This window comes from Streptomyces sp. NPDC111628, assembly GCF_055635195.1.
This window is the reverse complement of sequence record NZ_JBVKBZ010000009.1, coordinates 239,038-262,783: the sequence shown is the minus strand read 5'-3', so window position 1 is coordinate 262,783 and position 23,746 is coordinate 239,038. Positions and strand designations below refer to the sequence as shown.

Annotated in this window: 18 protein-coding genes and 1 pseudogene; 6 read left to right on the top strand and 13 right to left on the bottom strand. The window is 71.4% G+C overall.

The window, feature by feature from the left end; translation table 11 throughout:
- Positions 1-27: 27 nt before the first annotated feature.
- Both galE and galT read right to left on the bottom strand, forming a co-directional pair.
- Positions 28-990: a UDP-glucose 4-epimerase GalE gene (gene galE, locus ACZ7MF_RS38740; RefSeq protein WP_471482858.1), complete on the bottom strand. Its 963-nt coding sequence runs from the start codon at positions 988-990 to the stop codon at positions 28-30.
- Complete coding sequence (galT, locus tag ACZ7MF_RS38735; RefSeq protein WP_471482857.1) at positions 987-2,048, bottom strand: galactose-1-phosphate uridylyltransferase; 1,062 nt, start codon at positions 2,046-2,048, stop codon at positions 987-989. The genes galE and galT overlap by 4 nt, the downstream gene beginning before the upstream one ends.
- 201 nt (positions 2,049-2,249) lie before the next feature.
- On the opposite strand from galT, the gene ACZ7MF_RS38730 reads away from it, so the two are divergent.
- Both ACZ7MF_RS38730 and ACZ7MF_RS38725 read left to right on the top strand, forming a co-directional pair.
- Positions 2,250-3,938, top strand: coding sequence for a sodium:solute symporter family protein (locus ACZ7MF_RS38730; protein ID WP_164277112.1), 1,689 nt, complete (start codon positions 2,250-2,252; stop codon positions 3,936-3,938).
- A 21-nt stretch (positions 3,939-3,959) separates the two neighbouring features.
- On the top strand, positions 3,960-4,268 hold the full coding sequence (locus tag ACZ7MF_RS38725; protein WP_471482855.1) for a hypothetical protein: 309 nt from the start codon (positions 3,960-3,962) through the stop codon (positions 4,266-4,268).
- Positions 4,269-4,615: 347 nt separating this feature from the next.
- On the opposite strand, the gene ACZ7MF_RS38720 is transcribed toward ACZ7MF_RS38725, so the two are convergent.
- From ACZ7MF_RS38720 to rsmI, 10 genes are all read right to left on the bottom strand, one after another.
- Positions 4,616-5,290: a helix-turn-helix transcriptional regulator gene (locus ACZ7MF_RS38720; protein ID WP_471482853.1), complete on the bottom strand. Its 675-nt coding sequence runs from the start codon at positions 5,288-5,290 to the stop codon at positions 4,616-4,618.
- Positions 5,291-5,484: 194 nt separating this feature from the next.
- The gene (locus tag ACZ7MF_RS38715; protein ID WP_471482851.1) at positions 5,485-7,272 is read right to left on the bottom strand and encodes an outer membrane protein assembly factor BamB family protein; all 1,788 of its coding nucleotides are present in this window, start codon (positions 7,270-7,272) and stop codon (positions 5,485-5,487) included.
- Between the two features lie 107 nt (positions 7,273-7,379).
- Complete coding sequence (locus tag ACZ7MF_RS38710; RefSeq protein WP_471482850.1) at positions 7,380-9,164, bottom strand: outer membrane protein assembly factor BamB family protein; 1,785 nt, start codon at positions 9,162-9,164, stop codon at positions 7,380-7,382.
- A gap of 260 nt (positions 9,165-9,424) precedes the next feature.
- Positions 9,425-11,239: an ABC-F family ATP-binding cassette domain-containing protein gene (locus tag ACZ7MF_RS38705; RefSeq protein ID WP_471482848.1), complete on the bottom strand. Its 1,815-nt coding sequence runs from the start codon at positions 11,237-11,239 to the stop codon at positions 9,425-9,427.
- A gap of 57 nt (positions 11,240-11,296) precedes the next feature.
- The gene (locus ACZ7MF_RS38700; protein WP_471482846.1) at positions 11,297-12,196 is read right to left on the bottom strand and encodes a 4-(cytidine 5'-diphospho)-2-C-methyl-D-erythritol kinase; all 900 of its coding nucleotides are present in this window, start codon (positions 12,194-12,196) and stop codon (positions 11,297-11,299) included.
- A gap of 7 nt (positions 12,197-12,203) precedes the next feature.
- Complete coding sequence (gene rsmA / locus ACZ7MF_RS38695; protein WP_471482844.1) at positions 12,204-13,079, bottom strand: 16S rRNA (adenine(1518)-N(6)/adenine(1519)-N(6))-dimethyltransferase RsmA; 876 nt, start codon at positions 13,077-13,079, stop codon at positions 12,204-12,206.
- Positions 13,080-13,389: 310 nt separating this feature from the next.
- Entirely contained in the window at positions 13,390-14,733 is a 1,344-nt protein-coding gene (locus tag ACZ7MF_RS38690) for a ubiquitin-like domain-containing protein (protein WP_471482842.1), read from the bottom strand.
- 86 nt (positions 14,734-14,819) lie between these two features.
- Positions 14,820-15,710, bottom strand: coding sequence for a TatD family hydrolase (locus ACZ7MF_RS38685; RefSeq protein ID WP_471482840.1), 891 nt, complete (start codon positions 15,708-15,710; stop codon positions 14,820-14,822).
- A gap of 43 nt (positions 15,711-15,753) precedes the next feature.
- A complete protein-coding gene (locus ACZ7MF_RS38680; RefSeq protein WP_471482839.1) occupies positions 15,754-16,191 on the bottom strand; it encodes a hypothetical protein in 438 nt (145 codons plus the stop codon).
- Positions 16,192-16,347: 156 nt separating this feature from the next.
- Complete coding sequence (gene rsmI, locus ACZ7MF_RS38675; protein ID WP_471482837.1) at positions 16,348-17,196, bottom strand: 16S rRNA (cytidine(1402)-2'-O)-methyltransferase; 849 nt, start codon at positions 17,194-17,196, stop codon at positions 16,348-16,350.
- Between the two features lie 109 nt (positions 17,197-17,305).
- On the opposite strand from rsmI, the gene ACZ7MF_RS38670 reads away from it, so the two are divergent.
- Positions 17,306-19,051, top strand: a complete 1,746-nt coding sequence (locus tag ACZ7MF_RS38670; protein ID WP_471482836.1) for a dolichyl-phosphate-mannose--protein mannosyltransferase — start codon at positions 17,306-17,308, stop codon at positions 19,049-19,051.
- 19 nt (positions 19,052-19,070) lie between these two features.
- Positions 19,071-19,115 (top strand): annotated as a pseudogene (locus ACZ7MF_RS38665) (hypothetical protein); the annotation flags it as partial.
- On the opposite strand, the gene ACZ7MF_RS38660 reads toward ACZ7MF_RS38665, so the two are convergent.
- Complete coding sequence (locus tag ACZ7MF_RS38660) at positions 19,107-19,718, bottom strand: hypothetical protein (RefSeq protein ID WP_471483028.1); 612 nt, start codon at positions 19,716-19,718, stop codon at positions 19,107-19,109. The pseudogene ACZ7MF_RS38665 and the gene ACZ7MF_RS38660 sit on opposite strands and share 9 nt — an antisense overlap.
- A 590-nt stretch (positions 19,719-20,308) precedes the next feature.
- On the opposite strand from ACZ7MF_RS38660, the gene ACZ7MF_RS38655 reads away from it, so the two are divergent.
- Together ACZ7MF_RS38655 and ACZ7MF_RS38650 are read left to right on the top strand one after the other, a co-directional pair.
- Positions 20,309-21,934 (top strand): penicillin-binding transpeptidase domain-containing protein, encoded by a 1,626-nt coding sequence (locus ACZ7MF_RS38655; RefSeq protein ID WP_471482834.1) that lies wholly within the window; start codon positions 20,309-20,311, stop codon positions 21,932-21,934.
- A 93-nt stretch (positions 21,935-22,027) separates the two neighbouring features.
- On the top strand, positions 22,028-23,731 hold the full coding sequence (locus ACZ7MF_RS38650; protein ID WP_471482832.1) for a penicillin-binding transpeptidase domain-containing protein: 1,704 nt from the start codon (positions 22,028-22,030) through the stop codon (positions 23,729-23,731).
- Positions 23,732-23,746 lie beyond the last annotated feature (15 nt).

Below are 23,746 nucleotides of genomic sequence, written 5' to 3'. Positions count from 1 at the left end.
TCGCCCTTCCGGTAACTGCGGTAAGTACTAGCCCGCGCGCCGCTGCGCGAACTCCCACGCGTCCGACACGATGCCCGCGAGGTCCGCGCGGGACGGGTTCCAGCCCAGTTTCTCGCGGGCGGTGTCGGCCGACGCGACCAGGACCGCCGGGTCGCCGCCCCGGCGCGGGGCCGTGACCTCGGGGATCGGATGGCCCGTCACCCGCCGCACGGTCTCGACGACCTCGCGGACGGAGAAGCCGTTGCCGTTGCCCAGGTTGCAGATGAGGTGCTCGCCCGGGGCGGCGGCCGCCACGGCCAGCAGGTGGGCCTCGGCCAGGTCGGCGACGTGGATGTAGTCGCGCACGCAGGTGCCGTCCGGCGTCGGGTAGTCGTCGCCGTAGACGGAGATGGCCTCCCGCCTGCCCTGCGCCACCTGGAGGACCAACGGGATCAGATGCGACTCGGGATCGTGACGCTCGCCGTACTCCCCGTAAGCGCCCGCGACGTTGAAGTACCGCAGCGAGACCGCGCCCAGCCCGTGGGCGGCCGCCTCACCGGTGATCATGTGGTCGACGGCCAGCTTGGAGGCGCCGTACGGGTTCGTGGGCTTCGTCGGCGCGGTCTCGACGATCGGCACCTGCTCGGGCTCGCCGTACGTGGCGGCGGTGGAGGAGAAGACGAGCCGCCGCACGCCCGCGCCCCGCATGGCCTCCAGCAGCGCCATGGTGCCACCGACGTTGTTGTCCCAGTACTTCTCGGGCTTCACGACCGACTCGCCGACCTGCGAGAAGGCGGCGAAGTGCAGCACGCCGTCGAACGAGCCGTCCAGCCACTTGGCCGCGTCCCGGATGTCGCCCTCGACGAACGAGGCACCCGCCGGTACGCCCTCACGGAAACCGGTCGACAGATTGTCGAGCACGACGACCTCGTGCCCCGCCTCCACCAAGTGCTGGGCGACGACGCTGCCGACGTATCCCGCACCACCTGTCACCAGGTACTTCCCGCTCATGAACTCGCTACCTCTCGCAGTCGCTCGGCCGCGAGCTCCGGGGGTACGTCGTTGATGAACACGTTCATGCCGGATTCGGAGCCCGCGAGGAACTTCAGCTTGCCGGACGTACGGCGGATAGTGAAAAGTTCCAGGTGGAGCGCGAAGTCGTCGCGCGTCACACCCTCGAACTCCTCCAGCTGCCCGAACGGCGCCTGGTGCCAGGCCGCGATGTAGGGAGTCGGGGGCTCGCCCTCGCCGAAGATCCGGTCGAAGCGCCTCAGCAGCTCCAGGTAGACCTTGGGGAATTCTGTGCGAGCCGCTTCGTCGAGCCCGAGCAGATCCGGCACCCGCCGCTTCGGATACAGATGCACCTCGTACGGCCAGTGCGCCGCGTACGGCACGAAGGCGGCCCAGTGTTCACCCTCCAGCACGACCCGCTCACCGGCCAGCTCCTCCGCCAGCACGCCGTCGAACAGGTTCTCCCCGCCCGTCGCGTCCTTGTGGGCGGCGAGTGAACGGAGCATCAGGGCGGTGCGAGGGGTGGTGAACGGGTAGGCGTAGATCTGCCCGTGCGGGTGACCCAGCGTCACCCCGATCTCGGCGCCCCGGTTCTCGAAGCAGAACACCTGTTCAACGGAGGGCAGATGGGACAGCTCGGAGGTGCGGTCCGTCCAGGCGTCGAGCACCAGCCGGGCCTGCTCCTCGCTCAGGTCGGCGAAGGAGGCGTCGTGGTCGGAGGTGAAGCAGACGACCTCGCAGCGGCCGGAGTCGCCGGCCAGCGACGGGAAACGGTTCTCGAAGACCACCACGTCATAGGCCGAGTCCGGAATCTCGCTCAGCCGCTCCCCGTCCGACGGGCACAGCGGGCACTGGTCGGCCGGCGGATGGTAGGTGCGCCCCTGACGGTGCGAGGCGACGGCGACGGAGTCGCCGAGCAGCGGGTCGCGACGCACCTCGGACGTGGTGACGGTCCGCTCCAGCGGACGGCGGTCCACGGCGTCGCGCACGGTGTCGTCACGCAGGTCGTAGTAGACCAGCTCACGGCCGTCGGCCAGCCGGGTCGAGGTCTTCTTCACTGCCGCACTCCTCTGCACCCACCCATGACAGTCGCCAGGACATCCGTCAATCATCCAACACAATCAAACATAACACATCACAACCCACCACCCCCACGCCACATCACAATCAAACAAAGTTCATCACCAAAAGTGTTCAATTACTGAACGCGGAGGCGTAGGTTCCGCTCCGGATCAGTTCGCGAACGAAGCGAGTGCTTAATGCAAACCCCCACAAGCTCCACATACCTAGCCGCAGAGCTTCGACTCCCCACCAACTGGCTCGACTACACGATCCTCGGGATCTACTTCGTGGTCGTCCTGGGCATCGGCTTCGCCGCCCGCCGCTCGGTCAAGACCAGCCTGGACTTCTTCCTGTCCGGCCGCTCCCTGCCCGCCTGGGTCACCGGACTCGCCTTCGTCGCCGCCAACCTGGGTGCCACCGAGATCCTCGGCATGGCCGCCAACAGCGCCCAGTACGGCGTCTACACGACCCACTGGTACTGGATCGGCGCCATCCCGGCGATGGTCTTCCTCGGCCTGGTGATGATGCCGTTCTACTACGGCTCGAAGGTCCGCTCGGTCCCGGAGTTCCTCCTCCTGCGCTTCGACAAGGCCTCCCACCTCCTCAGCTCGGCCCTGTTCGCCATCGCCGCCATCCTGATCGCCGGCGTGAACCTCTACGCCCTCGCGATCGTCGTCGAGGCACTGCTGGGCTGGCCCGAGTGGGTGGCCATCGTCGTGGCCGGCTTCTTCGTCCTGGCGTACATCACCCTCGGCGGCCTCTCCTCGGCCATCTACAACGAGGTCCTCCAGTTCTTCGTGATCCTGGCGGGCCTCATCCCGATCACCATCCTGGGCCTGAAGAAGGTCGGCGGCTGGGACGGCCTGTCCGACTCCCTCTCCAAGTCGCACGGCTCCGACTTCATGACGGCGTGGGGCGGCACGGGCATCGGCAGCGAGAACCCGCTGGGCGCCAACTGGCTGACCATCGTCCTGGGCCTCGGCTTCGTCCTCTCCTTCGGCTACTGGACGACGAACTTCGCCGAGGTGCAGCGCGCCCTGTCCGCGAAGAACCTCTCGGCGGCCCAGCGCACGCCCCTGATCGCGGCCTTCCCGAAGATCTTCATCGTCTTCGTCGTCATGATCCCGGGCCTGGTCGCCGCGGTCCTCGTCCCGAAGATCGGCACCCCCGGCTCGGACCTCCAGTACAACGACGCGATCCCGTACCTGATGCAGCAACTGCTGCCCAACGGCGTCCTCGGCATCGCGGTGACGGGCCTGCTGGCCGCCTTCATGGCCGGCATGGCGGCCAACATCTCCTCCTTCAACACCGTCTTCACCACCGACATCTGGCAGAAGTACGTGGTGAAGGACCGCGAGGACGGCTACTACGTCCGCTTCGGCCGCCTGATCACGGTGATCGGCGTCCTGGCCTCCATCGGCACGGCGTTCCTGGCCTCCTCCTTCTCCAACATCATGAGCTACCTCCAGACGCTCTTCTCCTTCTTCAACGTGCCGATGTTCGTGGTCTTCATCATCGGCATGTTCTGGAAGCGGGCGTCGATGAAGTCCGGCTTCTGGGGCCTGATCGCGGGCACGACCGCCGCGATGGTGAACTACTTCGTCATCTACAAGCAGGGCATCATCGACATCCCCTCCGACCAGGGCGCCAACTTCGTCTCCGCGATCGCGGGCTTCGTCGCCGGCGCGGTGGTCATGGTCGCGGTGTCCCTGTTCACCGCGCCGAAGCCCACCGCCGACCTCCAGGGCCTGGTGTACGGCACCACCTCACCCGGCATGGCGGAGGCGCCCGCCAAGGGCGACGACGCGTGGTACCGCAAGCCGGCGCTGCTCGGCTGGGGGGCGGTCGTCCTGGCCGCCGCCTGCTACATCCCGTTCTCGTTCTGATCGCGGGAGGATTGAGAGAACATGTCTGATTCCTACTCCGACAAGAACCTGCAGGACGAGGTCTCCGAGCTGGAGACCAAGTCCGTCACCGCCGCGCGGCTGTTCGACATCCGCCGGATCATCGGCGGGCTGTTCGTGATCTACGGCGTCATCGTGACGATCGCGGGCTTCGTGGCGTCCGACGAGGACATCGACAAGGCGCAGGGGGTGAACATCAATCTGTGGACCGGGGTCGGGATGCTGATCCTGGGCGTGTTCTTCCTGGCCTGGCTGAAGCTGCGCCCCACGGCGCCGCCGACACCTCCGGTGGAGGAGGCCGGGAAGAAGTGACAGTCGGCCTGGGACGCCGGGCAGCGGTCCGGCGTCCCCCGGCCACCCGGCGCGGGTGTGCGCGCGAGGGGAAACGCGGCCCGCAGCGGCGGCGGGATGGACGGTCGGCCGCGTACGGCGGCGAGGGGTCGTGTCGGGGGGTGTCCGCCCGCAGCGGTTGGCGCGTCAACGCGTCGAGCCTTTTCAAGTGACCGATTCCGCGCCGTTCCGAGGACGGACACCCCCCGGCGCGACCCCGACCCACTCACCGAACCCACCGCGCCACCCGCACCCCCACCGAAGCCGCAGCGGCGCCGCAGGCATTCCGCACCCCCACCACCCCGCACAGGCGCCGCAGGCACCCCCGCTCAACCGCCGGAGGCACCCGCCCGGTCCAGCAACCCCGTCCGCGCCGCCAACGCCGCGGCCTCCAGCCGCGACCCCACGCCCAGCTTCATCAGCACCCGCTGGACGTGCGTGCGCGCCGTCGACGGAGCGATCCCCATCCCCGCCGCGATCAGCCGCGTGTCCTCGCCGTCCGCGACCCGCACCAGCACCTCCACCTCCCGCGGAGTGAGCATCTGCAACAGCCGCTGCCCCTCGTCGTCGGGCTGGGCCGCAGGATTCAGCAGCTCACCGAACGCCCCCTGCAACAAGGCCGGCGCCACCGCCGCCTCCCCCGCCCGCGCCTTCATGATCGCCCGCTCGACACCCTCTATCCGCTCGTCGTGCCGGACGTACCCCGACGCCCCCGCCGCGAACGCCGCCGCGATCCCGCGAGGGCTCGGCACCGGACCCAGCACCAGCACCGCCACCTGCGGACGCTCCCGCTTGATCCGTACCACCGGATCGAAGTTCCCCGGCTCCGCCGGTGTCGCCGTCCCCAGCAGGCACACCTCCGGCGCCCGGCTGATCACCAGCTCCGCCGCCCCCGCGGCCGGCGCCGCCGCGGCCAGCACCCGGTGCCCCCGCAGCTTCAGCGCCGAGGCCAGCGCCTCGGCGAGCAATCGGTGATCGTCGACCACCATCAGCCGTACTCCCATGGAGCAACCCCCCAGTCACCCATTCACCCGTCCCCGGCATACCCCCCGGCATGTCCCCCGGAAGCTACACGCTAGCCAGCCCGCGCGCTGCCCCTACCGGTGAGAACCGCCCCGGAGTGCCGAAATCCCCCGCGCAACGCGGCCGGCCCCGCCCCTGGGACAGGGACGGGGCCGGAACACCGGGGCCGGAACGGTCACCCGCTGGTGCCGAACCCGATCGCCAGGTACTCCTTCTCGTCCGCGCTCGTCGGCTCACTGGCGAACACCTGCGACATGTACAGCCGCCCCTGCGAGTAGAGCAGCTCGGAGTAGTCCGGCGACATGCTGGACTCCACGTCCCGCACCGCCTCCGTCGCCGGGTTCTCCAGCAGCGTGGTCTGCTTGAACGTCGCTCCGTCGATGCTCACGACCTGGCCGCCCTTGTCGTACGGCGGGCGCTTGTAGGCGATCACGTTGCCGCCGTCCATGCGCAGCGGAGTGATCGTGTAGTCCTCGCCCGAGTCCGCGCGCTGACCGGTCTGCTTCCCGGTGGCCAGGTCGAAGGCGACGACCTCGTTGGCCCGGCTGTACGACTCGCCGCCGCCCTCGTGCTCCTCGGTCGCGATGTACAGCTTGCCGTTGCCGGCCGCGAGCCCGTTGCAGCTCTCGGTCTTGGTGATGCTGTCGCAGCGGGCCGCGAACTGGTCGCCGGGCGCCGAGATGCGGGTGAGCAGCTTGCCGGTCTTGTTGTCGATGGAGAAGAAGTCCGAGATGCCGCTGCCGTCCCCGGCGGAGTCACCGACGTCGGCGGCCACGACCAGCGGGTTGGTCGACACGACGCCCGCGTACTCGATGCCCTTGGCCATCTTGTACTCGGTGATCACCTTCCCGCTCTTCGGGTCGATGGTCTGGATGTTCAGCTGGCGGGCGTCGTACGAGCCGCACTTGCGCACCGCGACCAGCTTCTCGCCGCCGCCGTAGCCCGCGTCGTAGCAGGTGTCGGTCGTCTTCGGGGACCAGAGGATGTCGCCCTTGGCGATGTCGAAGGCGACGCCGCCGTCGCTGCTGCCCGCGGCGACGGTGTCACCGCTGATCGTGACGTTGTCGAAGGAGATCGGCCCTTCGCCGGCGGACTTCGTCCACACCTTCTTCCCGGCGTCCAGGTCGAGGACCGCGACCTGGGTGCAGCCGTGCGAGGGCTCGGCCTTGGTCGGCATGGCGGGCTGGTGGATGATCACCGTCTTGTTGTCGTCGGTGACGTGCCGGGTGACGGCGCACACGGGGCCGTCCAGCTTGATCGTCCACTTCTTGCTGCCCTTGGCGGGGTCGTACCCGTTGACCTCGGCGATGCCGCTCTTGGCATACACCTTGTCGGTGAGCCACGAGCCGGAGACGACGACGCTGTCGTCCTCCTTGCTCACCGCGGGCATCGGGACCTGGAAGAGCACCTTGGCCGCCGGGTCGGAGGGCGCCTTCTCCTTGGCGCCGGAGGCCTTGCCGCCGTCGCCGCCCTTCTGGTCCGTACCGCCGTCGCCGCCCGTGCCGCCGCTGGAACCGGCGGTGTCGTCCTTGCCCCCGTCGTCGGAGGAACCGGCGTACCAGACCCCGCCGCCGATGATCAGGGCGATCGCGACGACGGCGGACACGATGATCGCGACCTGCGCGTTGATCTTCCGGCCCCCGCCCGCGGGCTGCGGCTGCATGGGCATGGTCGACGGCTGCGGATAGCCGTAACCGGGCTGGCCCGGCTGACCGGGCTGCCCATAGCCCGGCGTCGGCTGCCCATACGCCCCGGGCTGACCGGGCTGACCGGGCTGCCCCGGGTACCCGTACCCGGGCTGGGGCTGCGGCGGCGACTGTGGCGGGGCCTGCGGCGGCGTCTGCGGATACCCGTACCCCGGCTGCTGCGGCGGGGTCGGCGGCTGCGGCGGCTGGTTCTGCGGCGGGCCGAACCCGCCGCCCTGCGGGGGCTGGTTGGGCGGCGGGGGAGGCGGCTGGGTCATGACGTGAGTACCTCGGAGAGCGGAGACGACGGAGAGGGAACGAGCCGCGGAACGGCGAAGTCGGACGAGAAGAAGGAGAAAGCGAAGAAAGAAGAGGTCACTTGCCGTCACTTGCCGTAGGCGAGCATCAACTTCTCCTTCGACTCGTCGTTCCCGGTCAGGCGGGTGCTGGAGATGAAGAACCGCCCGTCGACCCAGTCGATGTCCTTGGAGTAGAAGCTGTTCTCGATGTCCGCGACGCCCTGCGGGTTCTGCAGCAGCTTGGCGGGCTGGTGGCTGCTGCCGCCGGTCGGGATGGACACGATCTGACCGCCCGCGTCGTAGGACGGCTGGACGTACGCGATGAGCTGGTCGCCCTCGATCTTCAGCGGCATCATCGACTCGTCCGCGGGGGACTTGGTGCGCCACTTCTCCTTGCCGGTGGTGAGGTTGATCGCGACGATCTCGTTGGCGCCGCTGGTCGCCTCGGTCGGCAGGTAGAGCGTGCCCGCGGCGACGGCCACGCCCGTGCAGCCCTGGAGGTCGCGTTCGAGGATGGCCCAGCCGCACTCGGGGGCGAAGTCCTCGTCGACGCCGACCTGTTCCTGGACCTTGCCGCCGGCGGTGAAGCTGGAGATGTTCCAGACCTTCTTGTCCTCGTTGGTGGCGTAGACGACCAGCGGATCGACGGAGTAGGCGCGGGCGATCCGCCAGCCCTTCTCGTACTTGTAGGTCCACAGGACCTTGCCGGTCTTCGGGTCGAGGCCCTGGAGCTCGTCGTGCGCGTTGTTGCCGCCCGCGCCGCAGGAGGCGACCTGGACGAGCTTGTTCGCGCTGCCCGCGAATCCGGCGGGGAAGCAGGCGTCGCCGTACTTCTTCTTCTCGTACAGCTTCTTGCCGCTCTTGACGTCGTAGGCGGTGCCGGACTGGGAGCGGCCGACCATCATGGTGTTGCCGCTGAGCGAGAGTTCGAGGGAGAGCGTGGAGTCGAACAGGTCGCCTTCGGCGACCTCCTCGGACCAGCCCTTCTGGCCGGTGGCGAGGTCGATCTCCTGGAGCTTGTTGCACTTGGCGCGGTCGCTGGAGCCGCTCATGTAGGCGACGACGATCTTGTCGTCGGCCGTCTTCTCCGGGGTGACCGCGCAGATCTTCTCCGGGAAGGCGATCGGCTCCCAGGCGGGCTTGCCGTCGCCGACGTTGTAGGCGAAGACCTGCTTGTACGCCGCCTTCACCGCCGCCTTGCCGGTGATCCACATGCCGTTGGCGTCGGCACCGGAACCGGGGGCGTCGGGCGCCTCCTTGTACCAGAGCACCTTGGACTCGCCGGCCTGGCGGCCCTCGTTGAGGTTCTCGGGGTCCTCGCCGCCGTCGCCGCTGCCGTCACCGGGGTCGACCGGGGCGCCGCCCTTGGAACCGGAGGGCTTGGGGTCGTCGGTCTTGGCGACGACGGGCTTCTTGTCCTTCTCGTCGTCACCGCCGCTCGCGGTGACCGCCCACACGCTGCCGCCGATGACGAGCAGGGCCGCGACGGCGGCGCCGATGGCGAGGGCGGGCTTGCCCTTGAAGGGGTTGCGGGACCCGGGGCCACCGGGCGGCGGCGTACCGGGGGCGCCGGGGTACTGCTGCTGCGGGTAGCCGTAGCCGGGCTGCTGGCCGTAGGGCCCCGGCTGCTGGGGCTGCTGCGGCTGGGCGTACGGCCCGGAGTTGTACGGTCCGGGCTGCTGTCCGTACGGCCCGGGCTGGGCGGGCTGACCGGGCTGCTGCGGATAGCCGTAGCCCGGCTGCTGCGGCGGCGGACCGGGCGGCGGCCCCTGCGGGGGCGGCGGGGTCGGTGCCCCGAAGCCTCCCGGCGGTGGGTCCTGCGGTGCTCCGAAGCCACCCGGCTGCGGCGGCTGATTCGGCGGCTGGCTCATCAGCGCGTTCCCCCTTATTACTCACTGATTTTTAGCCACGCCCCGGGTCACGCGCTGGCCCCGGAGTCGTCTACGGCGATCGTTCCACAAGCCTCGGACCGCCCTGGGACAGTCCTCGGACGGCCTTTCTATCACCCGCGCCCAACCGTCCACCGGGCCGCGTCCACCCCTGTTCCCAAGGGAGGACCGGCCTGTGATGCCACCGTTACGAGCCTTCACGCGCCCTTTACATCACCCGCGCGCCCGGCGCACGCGGTCACTCAGGCGTCCTCGGCCAGTTCCAGCCAGCGCAGCTCCAGGTCGTCGCGCTGTCCCGTCAGCTCGCGCAGCTCGGCGTCCAGTTCGGCCACCTTCGCGAAGTCCGTGGCGTTCTCGGCGATCCGGGCGTGCAGTTTGGTCTCCTTCTCGGAGACCTTGTCCAGCTGCCGCTCGATCTTCTGGAGCTCCTTCTTGGCGGCGCGCACGTCGGCGGCGCTCTTCTCGGGCACGGCGGCGGCGGGCTTGGCCGCCACGGCCGGGGCGCTCGACGCGGCGGCCTCCTCCATGCGCCGGCGCCGCTCCAGGTACTCGTCGATGCCGCGCGGCAGCATGCGCAGCGCGCCGTCGCCGAGCAGGGCGAAGACCCGGTCGGTGGTGCGCTCGACGAAGAACCGGTCGTGCGAGATGACGATCATCGAACCGGGCCAGCCGTCGAGGACGTCCTCCAGCTGGGTCAGGGTCTCGATGTCGAGGTCGTTGGTCGGCTCGTCGAGGAAGAGGACGTTGGGCTCGTCCATGAGGAGCCGCAGCAGCTGGAGCCGCCGCCGCTCACCGCCGGACAGGTCACCGACCGGCGTCCACTGCTTCTCCTTCCCGAACCCGAAGGTCTCGCAGAGCTGCCCCGCGGTCATCTCGCGCCCCTTGCCGAGGTCGACGCGCTCGCGGACGCGCTGTACGGCCTCCAGCACCCGCCAGTCCGGGTCCAGCTCGGCGACCTCCTGAGACAGGTACGCCAGCTTGACGGTCCTGCCGACCCGCACCTGCCCGCCCGTCGGCTGCTGCTCGCCCTCGCTGCGGGCGGCCTCGGTCATGGCCCGCAGCAGGGAGGTCTTGCCGGCGCCGTTGACCCCGACCAGGCCGATGCGGTCGCCGGGGCCGAGCTGCCAGGTGACGTGCTTGAGCAGCACCTTGGGACCGGCCTGGACGGTGACGTCCTCCAGGTCGAACACGGTCTTGCCAAGCCGGGAGGAGGCGAACTTCATCAGCTCGCTGCTGTCCCGGGGCGGCGGCACGTCGGCGATCAGCTCGTTGGCGGCCTCGACGCGGAAGCGGGGCTTGGACGTCCGCGCGGGCGCCCCGCGCCGCAGCCAGGCCAGCTCCTTGCGGACCAGGTTCTGCCGCTTGGTCTCCTCGGTGGCGGCGATACGCTCGCGCTCGGCGCGGGCGAAGACGTAGTCGGAGTAGCCGCCCTCGTACTCGTAGACGTCGCCCTTCTGCACGTCCCACATGCGGGTGCAGACCTGGTCGAGGAACCACCGGTCGTGGGTGACGCACACGAGCGCGGACCGCCGCTCCCGCAGATGCCGGGCGAGCCAGGCGATGCCCTCGACGTCGAGGTGGTTGGTGGGCTCGTCGAGGACGATCAGGTCCTGCTCCTCGATGAGCAGCTTGGCCAGCGCGATCCGGCGCCGCTCGCCGCCGGAGAGCGGCCCGATCACGGTGTCGAGCCCCTGCGGGAACCCCGGCATGTCGAGCCCGCCGAAGAGCCCGGTCAGCACGTCCCGGACCTTGGCGTTGCCCGCCCATTCGTGGTCGGCCATGTCGCCGATGACCTCGTGCCGGACGGTCGCGGCGGGGTCGAGGGAGTCGTGCTGGGTGAGCACGCCGAGCCGCAGCCCGCCGGAGTGGGTGACCCGGCCGGTGTCGGGCTCCTCCAGCCTGGCCAGCATCCGGATCATGGTCGTCTTGCCGTCGCCGTTGCGCCCGACGACACCGATGCGGTCCCCCTCGGAGACGCCGAGGGACACGCCGTCGAGGAGTGCACGGGTGCCGTACACCTTGCTGACGTTCTCGACATTGACCAGATTGACGGCCATTTCTCTCCTGCCTGGGGGATCGCTCGACCCTCCAGGGTAGTCCGGCCGCCGTGCGCCTCAGTCCAGGACCGTGGCCCCCGCCGCCGCCCCCACCGCCGTACGCACGTCCCGGCAGGTCCCCGAGGCCCGCAGCACCCCCGCGATGTCGGAGGCGGACCTGGCGTCGGTCGCGAGGAAGGCCGTCGTCGGCCCCGAGCCCGAGACCAGGGCCGCCAGTGCTCCGGCCGCCCGGCCCGCGGCGAGGGTGTCGGACAGCTCGGGGAAGAGGGAGAGCGCGGCGGGCTGGAGGTCGTTGGAGACGGCGACGGCGAGCGCGGCGGCGTCGCCCTTGGCCAGGGCGTCGAGCACCGCCTGGTCGGCGACCGGCTCGGGAATGTCCAGTCCCTCCCCCAGCCGGTCGAACTCGCGGAAGACGGCCGGCGTCGACAGTCCCCGCGCGGCCAGCGCGAACACCCAGTGGAAGTCGCCCCCCACCTCCAGCTCCGCCAGCCGTTCCCCCCGCCCGGTGCCCAGCGCCGCCCCGCCGACCAGGCTGAACGGCACGTCGCTGCCCAGCCCGGCGCAGATCTCGAGCAGTTCCTCGCGGGAGGCGCCGGTGCCCCACAGGGCGTCGCAGGCGAGCAGCGCGCCCGCACCGTCGGCGCTGCCGCCCGCCATGCCGCCGGCGACGGGGATGTCCTTGGCGATGTGGAGGTGGACGTCGGGTGCGCGGCCGTACCTGGCGGCCAGCGCCTCGGCCGCGCGCGCCGCGAGGTTGGTGCGGTCCAGGGGGACCTGGCCTGCGTCGGGTCCCTCGCAGGTGACGCGGAGCCCGTCGGCGGCCGGGGTGGCGGTGATCTCGTCGTACAGGGAGACGGCGAGGAAGACGTTGGCCAGGTCGTGGAAGCCGTCGGGGCGGGCGGCGCCGACCGCGAGCTGCACATTGACCTTGGCGGGGACGCGGACCGTCACGCTCACTTGCTCGTCACTCCCTGACTTCCTGCTGCTTGTGCTCGGCGATACGCGCGAACTCTTCCACGGTCAGCGCCTCTCCGCGCGCCTGCGGCGACACGCCCGCGCCGACGAGGGCGGCCTCGGCGGCGGCGGCCGAGCCCGCCCATCCGGCGAGCGCGGCCCGCAGGGTCTTGCGGCGCTGGGCGAAGGCGGCGTCGACGACGGCGAAGACCTCGGCCTTGGACGCGGTGGTCTTCAGCGGCTCGGTCCGCCGGACGAGTGACACGAGCCCGCTGTCGACGTTCGGCGCGGGCCAGAAGACGTTGCGTCCGATGGAACCGGCCCGCTTCACCTCCGCGTACCAGTTCGCCTTCACGGACGGCACGCCGTACACCTTCGAGCCGGGCCCGGCGGCGAGCCGGTCGGCGACCTCCTTCTGCACCATGACGAGGGTCCGCTCGATGGTCGGGAAGGTGTCGAGCATGTGGAGCAGGACGGGCACGGCGACGTTGTACGGAAGGTTCGCGACCAGGGCGGTCGGGGCGGGGCCCGGCAGCTCGGTGACCTGCATCGCGTCGGAGTGCACGAGCGCGAACCGGTCGGCGCGCTCCGGCATGCGGGCGGCGACGGTGGCGGGCAGGGCACCGGCGAGCACGTCGTCGATCTCGACGGCGGTGACCCGGTCGGCGGCCTCCAGCAGGGCCAGGGTGAGCGAGCCGAGACCCGGTCCCACCTCGACCACCACGTCGTCGGGGCGTACCTCGGCGGTGCGGACGATACGGCGGACCGTGTTGGCGTCGATGACGAAGTTCTGGCCGCGCTGCTTGGTGGGGCGCACGCCGAGGGCCGCCGCGAGTTCGCGGACGTCGGCGGGACCCAGGAGGGCGTCGGGGGTGGGGCTGCTCACCCCGCAAGGGTAGCCGGGGGCGCGTGGGCCCCACGCCCGCGGCGGAGCCGCCGCGGACGGGCCGGCGCCCTCGCCCGGACGCCACGGGCGGCCCCGCGCCCGCACCCGGGACGGGCACCCTCACCCGCGCACCGGGCGTCACGGAAGGCCTCAGCCCCGCAGACCGGCGCCGCGGACGGGCCCGCGCCCTCGGCCGGGTCCCGCGGACGCCCTCATGCCCGCACCGGGACGGGCCCCTCACCCGCGCAGGCGGGCACGCGGGCACCGCGGAAAGCTCCAGCCGCACACCCGGACGCCGCAGGCAGCAGCCTCAGCCCCCCAGGCGTGCGCCGCAGTGCGGCCAGGCGTCGGCGCCGCTGCGCACGTACAGCTTCTGCGCCCGGTACGTCTGCTCCGCGGCCGACGCGTCCTCGGGGCGGCCCGCGCCGCCGAGGCCGTGCCAGGTGGCGGCGTCGAACTGGTAGAGCCCGCCGTACGTCCCGGACGGGTCGACGGCGTCCGGGCGGCCGCCGGACTCGCAGGCGGCCAGGCCCTGCCAGTTCAGGTGGTCGGCGCCGTTCACGGAGGTCGGCCGGGGCCGGGTGCCGACCCGCACGACGCGCGGGCTGGGCTCGCGGACCACCTCGGTGCGCAGGCGGCGCGGCTTCTGACGGACGCCGTTGACGGTGCGCAGGGCGTACGTGGTGCGGCGCAGCCCGGGCCGGCCCGCCTCCTGGACGACCTCGGTGCCCCGGAAGAGGGAGGCGTCCTCGGCCCGTCGCTCGTCGAAGGGGATCGGATCCTCTCGGACCTCCTGGGACCCGGTGATCCGCAGCACCGTGACGGTCTGCCCGTCGCGCGGGAAGCCGGTCGCGGGGACGGAGGTGGTGTCCTCGCCGCGCAGGGTGATGCCGGCCTCCTCGACGACCTCCCGCACGGTCGCGGCGTTGGTGCGGACGGTGCGGGTCCGGCCGTCCGCCATGACGGTCACCACCCGCTCGGTGCGCACCACCAGGGCGAGGCCCTCGCGGCCGATGCGCCGGGAGGGCCCGGTGGACAGGTACGCGCCCTGCGTGCGCACCCCGAGCTGCCGCAGCGCCCCCGCCACCGTCCCCGCGGTCGTCCACACCTGACGCCGCCGGCCGTCGAGGGTGAGCAGCACGGGCCGTCCGTGGCGGACGGTGACGTCCTCGCCGCTGGTCAGCGGGGTGCCGGGGGCCGGTGCGAGCACGTCGTGGGCGCCCACCTGGACACCTTCCTCGGCGAGCAGTTCGGTCACGTCGTCGGCGAAGGTGTGCAGCGTGCGCGGGCTGCCGTCGACGGTCAGCTCGACCGCTTTGTCCTTGGCGACGAACGCGGTGGTGCCGCCCGCGAGGAAGGCCACCACCAGCGCCCGCGGCAGCAGCCGGCGCAGGGAGCCGTCCGCGCGCCCCGCGCACCGCGCCCGGCGGCGGCGCTCGGCCCGCCCGTCGCTCTGCCGGGGCAGCGCGGGCACGGTCGGCTCGTGGACGGACGGCGCGGTCGGGTGGGGGTCGCCGCCGTAGCCGTAGGGCAGGGTCGGCGCGCTGTGCACGTCGTACGGTGCGAGGTACTCATACGCCTCGTACGCCTCGTACGCCTCGTACACCTCGTACACCTCGTACGCCTCTGCCGGCTCGAACTGCGTTCTGCTCACACCCACACGCTCCAGGGTCCCGATCGGGCCCCCAGAACCTAGCGGAGGGCCGGTCACTCTCCCAAGCGACGCGACTACTCAGCGTGTCAGTAGCCGAAGGCGCGGGCCGTGTTCGCGGCGAGGGCGGTCGCCAGGGTGTCCTCGTCGACGCCCCGCACGTCCGCCATGGCACGCACCGTGACCGGTACCAGGTAGGGCGCGTTCGGCCGCCCCCGGTAGGGCGCCGGCGTCAGGAACGGCGCGTCGGTCTCCACCAGGACCAGCTCCGGCGGGGCCACGGCGAGGGCGTTGCGCAGGTTCTGGGCGTTCTTGAAGGTGACGTTGCCCGCGAAGGACATGTAGTAGCCGGCGCGGGCGCAGATCCCGGCCATCTCGGCGTCGCCGGAGTAGCAGTGGAAGACGGTGCGCTCGGGGGCGCCCTCCTCCTTCAGGACGCGCAGGACGTCGGTGTGGGCGTCGCGGTCGTGGATGACGAGGGTCTTGCCGTGCCGCTTGGCGATCTCGATGTGGGCGCGGAAGGAGCGCTCCTGGGCTTCCTTGCCCTCGGGGCCGGTGCGGAAGTAGTCAAGGCCCGTCTCGCCGACGCCTTTGACCTGCGGGAGTGCCGCGAGCCGGTCGATCTCGGCGAGGGCGTCGTCGAGGGCCGCGTCCCCGCCGGGCTGCCGCGCCCCTTGCCGGGACCAGCCGTCGGGGTCCCCGTGCACGATCCGAGGCGCCTCGTTGGGGTGCAGGGCGACGGTGGCGTGGACGGCGTCGTGCGCCCCCGCGGTCTCGGCGGCCCAGCGGGACCCCGCGAGGTCGCAGCCGACCTGGACGACGGTCGTGACACCGACCGACGCGGCCTTGGCGAGTGCCTCCTCGACCGTGCCGGACTGCATGTCGAGGTGGGTGTGCGAGTCGGCGACCGGCACCCGGAGGGGCTCGGGGAGCGGGGGCGCGCCGTTCTTGTCGGACCGGCCGGAGGCGTTCGAAGGCATGCCCCGATCCTACGAAAGCGCCCGCGCGCCCCCGAAGGGTCGGCTAGCTCGCCCTGCGGTGGAGGTGGAGGGCGTGCAGCAGGTCGGCCAGGTGCCAGTGCCGGCGTTCGCCGGACAGTCCCGGCGCCCCCGGTCCGGGCACCTCGGGCACCAGCGGCACCTCCAGGGGGCCGGCCGGCGGCACCCGGTGGACGGTGTGGGTGGCGCCGCGCACCGAGGCCACCCGGCCCGGGCGCAGGATCCGTACGACGTGGCTGTCGCAGGTGGCGCAGGTGGGCCGGGTCAGCGGGGAGGGCACGACCCGGCCGTCCGCGACGTAGAGCACGAACTCGCCGCCGTCGGGGTCCGTGTGGTGCTCGATCTCGAACGACTGCTCCCAGCCGTGCCCGCAGCGCATGCAGGCGAAGGAGTACGACTCGTGGACGACGGCGGTGGCACCGGCACGCAATCCGGTCCGCACGGCGCTCTCACTCATGCTCATCCCGGCTCCTTGGTTCGTTCTGCTCCTTCCTCCAGTGGACTCCTCCACCAGCGGGAAAGCACCAGGCGCTGCCGAGTGTTTTAGCCGATTTGAGCTGTCCTTGGCAGGAGCGCCCGCAAGGTCAGGGACGGGTCAAGGGCGGCCCTACGGATCCCCTCAGATCCCCGCGTTCTTCGCCGCCACCACCGCGTCGAACACCTCCCGCTTGGGCACCCCCACCTGGGCGGCGACCGCGGCGATCGCCTCCTTGCGCCGCTCCCCCGCCTCCTCGCGCACCCGCACCCGGCGCACCAGCTCCTCGGCGCCGACCTCCTCGGGCCCCTTGTCCGGCGCCCCCTCCACGACGACGGTGATCTCGCCCCGCACCCCTTCACCGGCCCACTCGGCCAGCTCGCCCAGCCCCCCGCGCCTGACCTCCTCGTACGTCTTGGTCAGCTCCCGGCAGACGGCGGCCCGCCGGTCGGCGCCGAAGACCTCGGCCATGGCGGCGAGGGTGTCGTCGAGGCGGTGCGGGGCCTCGAAGTAGACGAGGGTCCGGCGCTCCCCGGCGACCTCGCGCAGCCGGGTCAGCCGCTCACCGGCCTTGCGGGGCAGGAAGCCCTCGAAGCAGAACCGGTCGACGGGCAGCCCCGACAGGGCGAGCGCGGTCAGCACCGCGGACGGTCCGGGGACGGCGGTGACGCGCACGCCCCGCTCGACGGCGGCGGCGACCAGCCGGTACCCGGGGTCGGACACCGACGGCATCCCGGCGTCGGTGACCAGCAGCACCCGCGCCCCGCCGGCCAGCTCCTCCACCAGCTCGGGCGTACGGGCGGACTCGTTGCCCTCGAAGTACGACACGACACGCCCCGCGGGCGCGACGCCGAGCGCCTGGGTGAGCCGGCGCAGCCGCCGGGTGTCCTCGGCGGCGACGACGTCCGCGCCGGCCAGTTCCGCGGCGAGCCGGGGCGGGGCGTCCTGGACGTCGCCGATGGGGGTGCCCGCGAGTACAAGGGTTCCAGTCACGCCCCCATCCTCCCAGCCCTCCCGGCCGGTCCTCCCGAAAGGGGAACGTATCCGCACCCGGGAGGCCCATGCACGGGACGTGCACAGCGCGGTTCCCTACGATGGCGCGGTGACCAGTACCGCGTCCTCCACGGACACCCTGCACGACCAGGCCCCGCACGACGAGCGGCCCACCTGGCAGCAGCGGCTGCGCCGCTTCGGCTACCCGGCGGGGCCCGCGGCCGGCGACGTCCGCGACCGGCTGGTGCCGCCGTACACGAGCCCGAGCCCGCGCCTGTGGGCGTTCCTGGGCCTGTCGAAGCCGCTCGCCGACCGGATGATCCGCTGGTCGGCGTGGGGCGGGCCGCTGCTGGTGGCGCTGCTCGCGGGGGTGCTGCGGTTCTGGAACCTGGGCAGCCCGAAGGCGGTGATATTCGACGAGACGTACTACGCGAAGGACGCGTGGGCGCTGATCCACCGCGGCTTCGAGGTCAACTGGGACAAGAACGCCAACGACCTCATCCTGAACTCGGGCGGCGACGTCCCGATCCCGACCGACGCGGCGTACGTCGTCCACCCGCCGGTCGGCAAGTACGTCATCGGCCTCGGCGAACTGCTGTTCGGGTTCGACCCGTTCGGCTGGCGCTTCATGACGGCCCTGCTCGGCACCCTCTCGGTGCTGCTGCTGTGCCGCATCGGCCGCCGCCTGTTCCGTTCCACGTTCCTGGGGTGCCTGGCGGGCGCCCTGATGGCGCTGGACGGCCTGCACTTCGTGATGAGTCGCACCGCGCTGCTGGACAGCGTGCTGATGTTCTTCGTGCTGGCCGCCTTCGGCTGCCTGGTCGTCGACCGCGACAAGGCCCGTTCGAGACTCGCCGCCGCACTCCCGGTGGACGAGGACGGCCGCGTCCGCCCCGACGCGCACGTCGCGGAGACCCTGCGCCTCGGGTGGCGACCCTGGCGCCTGGCGGCGGGCCTGATGCTGGGCCTGGCGGCGGCCACCAAGTGGAACGGCCTGTACATCATGGCGGCCTTCTGCGTGATGGCCGTCCTGTGGGACGTCGGCTCCCGCCGCGTGGCGGGCGCCCACCACCCCTACCGCGCCGTACTCCGCCGCGACCTGGGCTGGGCCTTCCTCTCCACGGTCCCGGTGGCCCTCGCCACCTACCTCCTCTCCTGGCTCGGCTGGATCCTCTCCCCCTCCGACGGCACCGGCGGCTACTACCGCGACTGGGCGACGAAGGACGGCGCGAACAGCTCCTGGTCGTGGCTCTTCCCCGACTGGTGGCGCAGCCTGTGGCACTACGAGACCCAGGTGCTGGAGTTCCACACCCACCTGACCTCGCCGCACACCTACCAGTCGAACCCCTGGAGCTGGATCGTCCTGGGCCGCCCGGTCTCCTACTTCTACGAGTCCCCGTCGGCGGGCTCGGACGGCTGCCCGGTGGACGCGGGCGAGAAGTGCGCCCGCGAGGTCCTGGCCCTCGGCACGCCCCTCCTCTGGTGGGTGGGCTGCTTCGCCCTGCTGTACGTCCTGTGGCGCTGGCTCTTCCGCCGCGACTGGCGCGCGGGCGCCATCGCCTGCGGCATCGCCGCCGGCTACCTCCCCTGGTTCATGTACCAGGAGCGCACGATCTTCCTCTTCTACGCCGTCGTCTTCCTGCCGTTCCTCTGCCTGGCGGTGGCGATGCTCCTGGGCGCGATCATCGGCCGCCCGGGCTGCAGCGACACCCGCAGAGTCGCGGGCGCGACGGGAGCGGGCGTCCTGGTGCTCCTCATCGCGTGGAACTTCATCTACTTCTGGCCCCTGTACACGGGCACGGCGATCCCGATGGAGGAGTGGCGGGCACGGATGTGGCTCGATACGTGGGTCTAGACGGCAGGCTTCCTGACCGGTGACGCATCGCGAGCTGCGAGATGCGGGGATCCTCTCAGAGGAGGAGTTCGTGACCAAGAAGACAGAGATTCTCGCCCGTACGTGACGCACAGGCAGACGGCTCACCCACCGAGTTCGCGACGGTCCGACGCCCTGGCGGGAAGGGTTGTCGATGGGCAGGGTGCCGCTTCGCGTACGACCAGGTCACCGCGGTCATCAGCACGGGGATGGCGAGCAGGGGCGCGAAGGCAAGGCCCCAGACGGTCTGTGGCGTGCCGCTCGACAGGTACGTCTGGCTCTCGGCGGTGAAGGCGACCACGAGCTGCCACAGCGCCAACAGGACCAGAACCGCGGAGGCGGTCCAGGCCAGCGGGGCCAGGATCCCGGGCCGCAGCGGCCGCCACCGGTCGCTGACGAGCAGCACCGGAAAGAGGGCGGCCAGCTCGGCCAGGACGGAGAGGCCGACGACGTAGGCGATGCCCCATCCCGGTATGTCGTAGACGTCGCGCAGCACCTGGTCGCTGTAGCCGACGTAGACACCGGCCGCCATGGCGATGCGCCACAGGCCGGACGGGACTGCGCACACAGCGATGGCGTGGGCGGTGCGACGAGCCCAGACAGGCGCGGGTGCGGGGAGAGGGGTGGTCGCTGTCGTCATGGCGTCCATGCTGGCCCCGGACACGGCAGCCGCACTTCGTCCGCTACGGCAGACCGTGTCCGCCTCGCGGCCGAGGTGACACCCCCTGAAGGAGGACCCGAGCAGGAGCCCATCTCCGGGCGAGCCGGATGCCGAACCGTACGTCGACCTCGGCCCAGACCGTATGACCGGCATAGCGCCTTCCCTGCCCGAAGCCACGAGCGGGCAGTGGTTCCATGGGCGCCGGCAGGAACGGACATGGCGCCCGATACCGTGAACCCACGCCATGCAAGGAGCGCCGCTGCCATGACCGCGGGCCCGGCAGACTCGGGTCAGCCCCAATCTTCCCCCCCATGCGCACCATCGGCGAACTGCGCCCCCGCCGACCTCTCCGGCGTCGTCCGCCTTGTGGAGGAGTTCCGCGGTCGGGTGATCGCCCGCCAGGACCCGGCCTGGTCCGCGTTGCTCTGATCGGCGCGCCCCGCCCTCGGGTCTCCTTTAGGCCACCAAACGGAAACACCCGTACCGCCGGTCACTCCCTGCGCATAGAGTGCAACCACAACTGCTTCTGAACGCGTTCAAGAAGGCGGGCGGAAGGTCTGACGGGGAGGGGACTGCCGATGGGCAGGGGGGTCAAGGTCGCCGTCATAGGCGGCGTGTTCGCCGTGATGGTGGGCGGTGCCGGGTACGGCGCCTACAACGTGGTGTCGGCGCTGGACGGGGGCGGCGGGTCGTCCGGGGCGGAGGCCAAGAGCGGGCCTCCGGACAAGGACGAGGTCGCGGAGACGAGCGAGAAGTTCTTCACGGCCTGGGAGAAGGGCGACGCGACGACCGCCGCGTCGTACACCAACAACGCCTCGATCGCCGGGACGCTGCTGACCGCCTACGGCGAGGACGCGCACATCGGCGGCGTCGAGATCACGCCGGGCACGCCGACCGGCACCTCCGTGCCGTTCACGGTGAAGGCGAAGGTGTCGTACGAGGGGACGACGAAGCAGCTCGGTTACAAGAGCACGCTGACCGTGGTGCGCGGGGAGACCAGCGGGCGGGCGCTGGTGCAGTGGGAGCCGTCTGTCGTCCATCCCAGCCTGAAGGACGGGGACACACTGGTCACCGAGGAGTCGGCGACCCCGCAGATCCAAGCCGTGGGGCGGGACGGTGACGTACTCACGAAGGAGAAGTACCCCTCGCTCGGGCCGGTCCTCGCCACGCTGCGGGAGCGGTACGGCTCCAAGGCGGGCGGCACCCCCGGCGTCGAACTGGCGGTCCGTCACACGGCCGCCAACACGCCGGACACCCCGCTGCTGACCCTGACCGAGGGCGAGCCCGGGAAGCTCAGAACGACCCTCAGCGCGAGCGTCCAGGCGGCGGCCGAGAAGGCGGTGAAGCGGTACGGCGAGTCCTCCGTGGTCGCCGTGAAGCCCAGCACCGGGGAGGTGCTGGCCGTGGCGAACAACCGTCAGGACGGGTTCAACGCCGCGTTCCAGGGGCGGGTCGCTCCCGGCTCCACCATGAAGATCATCACGTCGGCGATGCTCATCGACAACGGTGTGACCTCGATGAACGGTCCGGCACCCTGCCCCGACACGGCAACCTGGCAGAGTCAGACCTTCAAGAACATCACCAACATGAAGCCCAACATGAGCGCCACGCTCGCCAACACCTTCATGCGCTCCTGCAACACCGGCTTCATCAAGCTCGTCGACGAGAAGCCCCTCACCGACTCCTCGCTGACCCAGGAGGCCCAGGAACGCTTCGGGCTCGGGAAGGACAACTGGCAGACCGGCATCGTCTCGTTCGACGGCAGCGTCCCCGCCTCCGGCGGACCGGACCGCGCCGCCAACGCCATCGGGCAGGGCCAGGTCCAGATGAACCCGCTGAACATGGCCTCCGTGACGGCGACCGCCACAACCGGTGAGTTCCGCCAGCCGTACCTGGTGCCGTTCGACCTGGACGACCGGGAGCCGGCCACCGCCAAGGGGCTGCCGCAGGGCACCGTCTCCCAGCTCAAGCAGATGATGCGGCTCACCGCCACCCAGGGCACGGCGGTGGTCCCGATGTCCGGGCTCGGCGGCGACATCGGCGCGAAGACCGGGTCGGCCGAGGTCGACGGACGGGCCACCTCCGACAGCTGGTTCACCGGCTACCGCAACGACATCGCGGCGGCGGCCATGGTCCAGCAGGGCGGCCACGGTGGCGACGCGGCCGGGCCGATCGTCGCAGATCTGCTACGAGTGGGCGGCTGACCCGGACCGGCGGCCGCGACTGCGCCTACTGTGGTCGCCGTTGCGGGCACCATCCGGTGCTGAACGACCGACGGCACCGAGGAACGGGACGCAGTGGGCAGCAGAAGGGGCGCCGCCGCCGAGCGGCGCAGGACGAAACCCGCCGTGATCGGCAGTGTGGCCGCCGTGGTCGTGGCCGGTGCCGGATTCGGTGCCTACGCGATGTACGGCGGCGGGGCCGACGGCGAGGACTCCGCGCGCACCAGGTCCGCGGCGGCCGCGGAGAAGGTGAAGTCGGGCCCGCTGACGGCGGCCGAGGTCACCTCGACCGCCCAACGGTTCCTGACCGCCTGGCAGCAGGGCGACGTGGCCGGCGCGGCCGCCGCGACCGACGACGCCGAGGCCGCGAAGGCGCTGCTCACCGGTTACGCCAAGGACGCCCGCGTCAAGGACGCCACCTTCACCGCGGGCACCCCGGCCGGGGAGAAGGTCCCCTTCTCCGTCAAGGCCACGGTCGCCTACGAGAAGGCGGCCGAGCCGCTGGCGTACGACAGCGCGCTGACCGTCGTCCGCCGGGACGGGGACGGCGAGCCCCGCGTCGACTGGCACGCGGCCGTCGTGCACCCGGAGTTGAGGGACGGCGACAAGCTGGTCACCGGGAAGGCCGGCGACCCGCCGGTCAAGGCGCTGGACCGGGACGGCGCGGAGCTCACCGCCGCCAAGTACCCGTCCCTCGGCACCGTCCTGGACGGCCTGCGCGACAAGTACGGCAAGAAGGCCGGCGGCACCCCCGGCGTCGAGCTGCGCGTGGTGCGCGGTAAGAGCACCGCGGACGCGAAGGGGTCGAAGGAGTCCGGGGCCGGCGAAGTCGCCGACAAGACCCTGCTGGAGCTGAGCGAGGGCACGCCCGGCACGCTGAAGACGACGCTCGACCCCGCCCTCCAGGCCGCCGCCGAGAAGCAGGTGGACGGCAAGAAGGGGGCGTCGGTGGTGCTGCTGCGCGCCTCCACCGGCGAGGTCCTCGCGGTCGCCAACGGCGGGCACGGCTTCAACACCGCCTTCCTGGGCTCACTCGCCCCCGGCTCCACCATGAAGGTCGTCACGGCCTCGATGCTGCTGGAGAAGGACCTGGCGACCGTGAACGAGAAGCACCCGTGCCCGAAGTACTTCGAATACGGCGGGTGGAAGTTCCAGAACGACGACAAGTTCGAGATCAAGGACGGCACCTTCAAGGCGAGCTTCGCCCGGTCCTGCAACACCGCCTTCATCAGCCAGGCCCCCGAGCTGAAGGACGACGACCTGACCAGGCAGGCCAAGGAGGTCTTCGGGCTGTCCATGAACAACTGGTCGGTCGGGGTGTCCACCTTCGACGGCAGGGTGCCGGTGCAGAGCAAGGCCCAGATGGCCGCGTCCCTCATCGGCCAGGGCGGGGTGCGGATGAACCCGCTGAACATGGCCTCGATCTCGGCGACCGTGAAGTCGGGCTCCTTCCACCAGCCGTACCTGGTCGCCCCGTCGGTCGACGGGCGGGCGCTCGCCACGGCCTCCCGCACGATGTCGGGCGAGACGCTCGGCGCGCTGCGCGAGCTGATGTCCTACACGGCGGCGTACGGCACCGCGGCGGAAGCCATGGCCGGGGTGAGCGGTGACGTCGGTGCCAAGACCGGCTCGGCGGAGGTCGACGGGCAGGAGAAGCCCAACGGCTGGTTCACGGCGTACCGGGGAGACCTCGCGGCGGCGGGCGTGGTCCAGCAGGGCGGGCACGGCGGCGACACCGCGGGCCCGATCGTCGCGGCGCTGCTCAAGGCAGGCGGCTGACCCCCGTACCGCGGC

What these genes read in the sequence shown, in the direction of transcription:
- galE (WP_471482858.1), bottom strand. Translation starts at nt 990, where the DNA reads ATGAGCGGGAAGTACCTGGTGACAGGTGGTGCGGGATACGTCGGCAGC.
- ACZ7MF_RS38730 (WP_164277112.1), top strand. Translation starts at nt 2,250, where the DNA reads ATGCAAACCCCCACAAGCTCCACATACCTAGCCGCAGAGCTTCGACTC.
- ACZ7MF_RS38725 (WP_471482855.1), top strand. Translation starts at nt 3,960, where the DNA reads ATGTCTGATTCCTACTCCGACAAGAACCTGCAGGACGAGGTCTCCGAG.
- ACZ7MF_RS38720 (WP_471482853.1), bottom strand. Translation starts at nt 5,290, where the DNA reads ATGGGAGTACGGCTGATGGTGGTCGACGATCACCGATTGCTCGCCGAG.
- ACZ7MF_RS38715 (WP_471482851.1), bottom strand. Translation starts at nt 7,272, where the DNA reads ATGACCCAGCCGCCTCCCCCGCCGCCCAACCAGCCCCCGCAGGGCGGC.
- ACZ7MF_RS38710 (WP_471482850.1), bottom strand. Translation starts at nt 9,164, where the DNA reads ATGAGCCAGCCGCCGAATCAGCCGCCGCAGCCGGGTGGCTTCGGAGCA.
- ACZ7MF_RS38705 (WP_471482848.1), bottom strand. Translation starts at nt 11,239, where the DNA reads ATGGCCGTCAATCTGGTCAATGTCGAGAACGTCAGCAAGGTGTACGGC.
- ACZ7MF_RS38685 (WP_471482840.1), bottom strand. Translation starts at nt 15,710, where the DNA reads ATGCCTTCGAACGCCTCCGGCCGGTCCGACAAGAACGGCGCGCCCCCG.
- ACZ7MF_RS38680 (WP_471482839.1), bottom strand. Translation starts at nt 16,191, where the DNA reads ATGAGCATGAGTGAGAGCGCCGTGCGGACCGGATTGCGTGCCGGTGCC.
- ACZ7MF_RS38660 (WP_471483028.1), bottom strand. Translation starts at nt 19,718, where the DNA reads ATGGACGCCATGACGACAGCGACCACCCCTCTCCCCGCACCCGCGCCT.
- ACZ7MF_RS38655 (WP_471482834.1), top strand. Translation starts at nt 20,309, where the DNA reads ATGGGCAGGGGGGTCAAGGTCGCCGTCATAGGCGGCGTGTTCGCCGTG.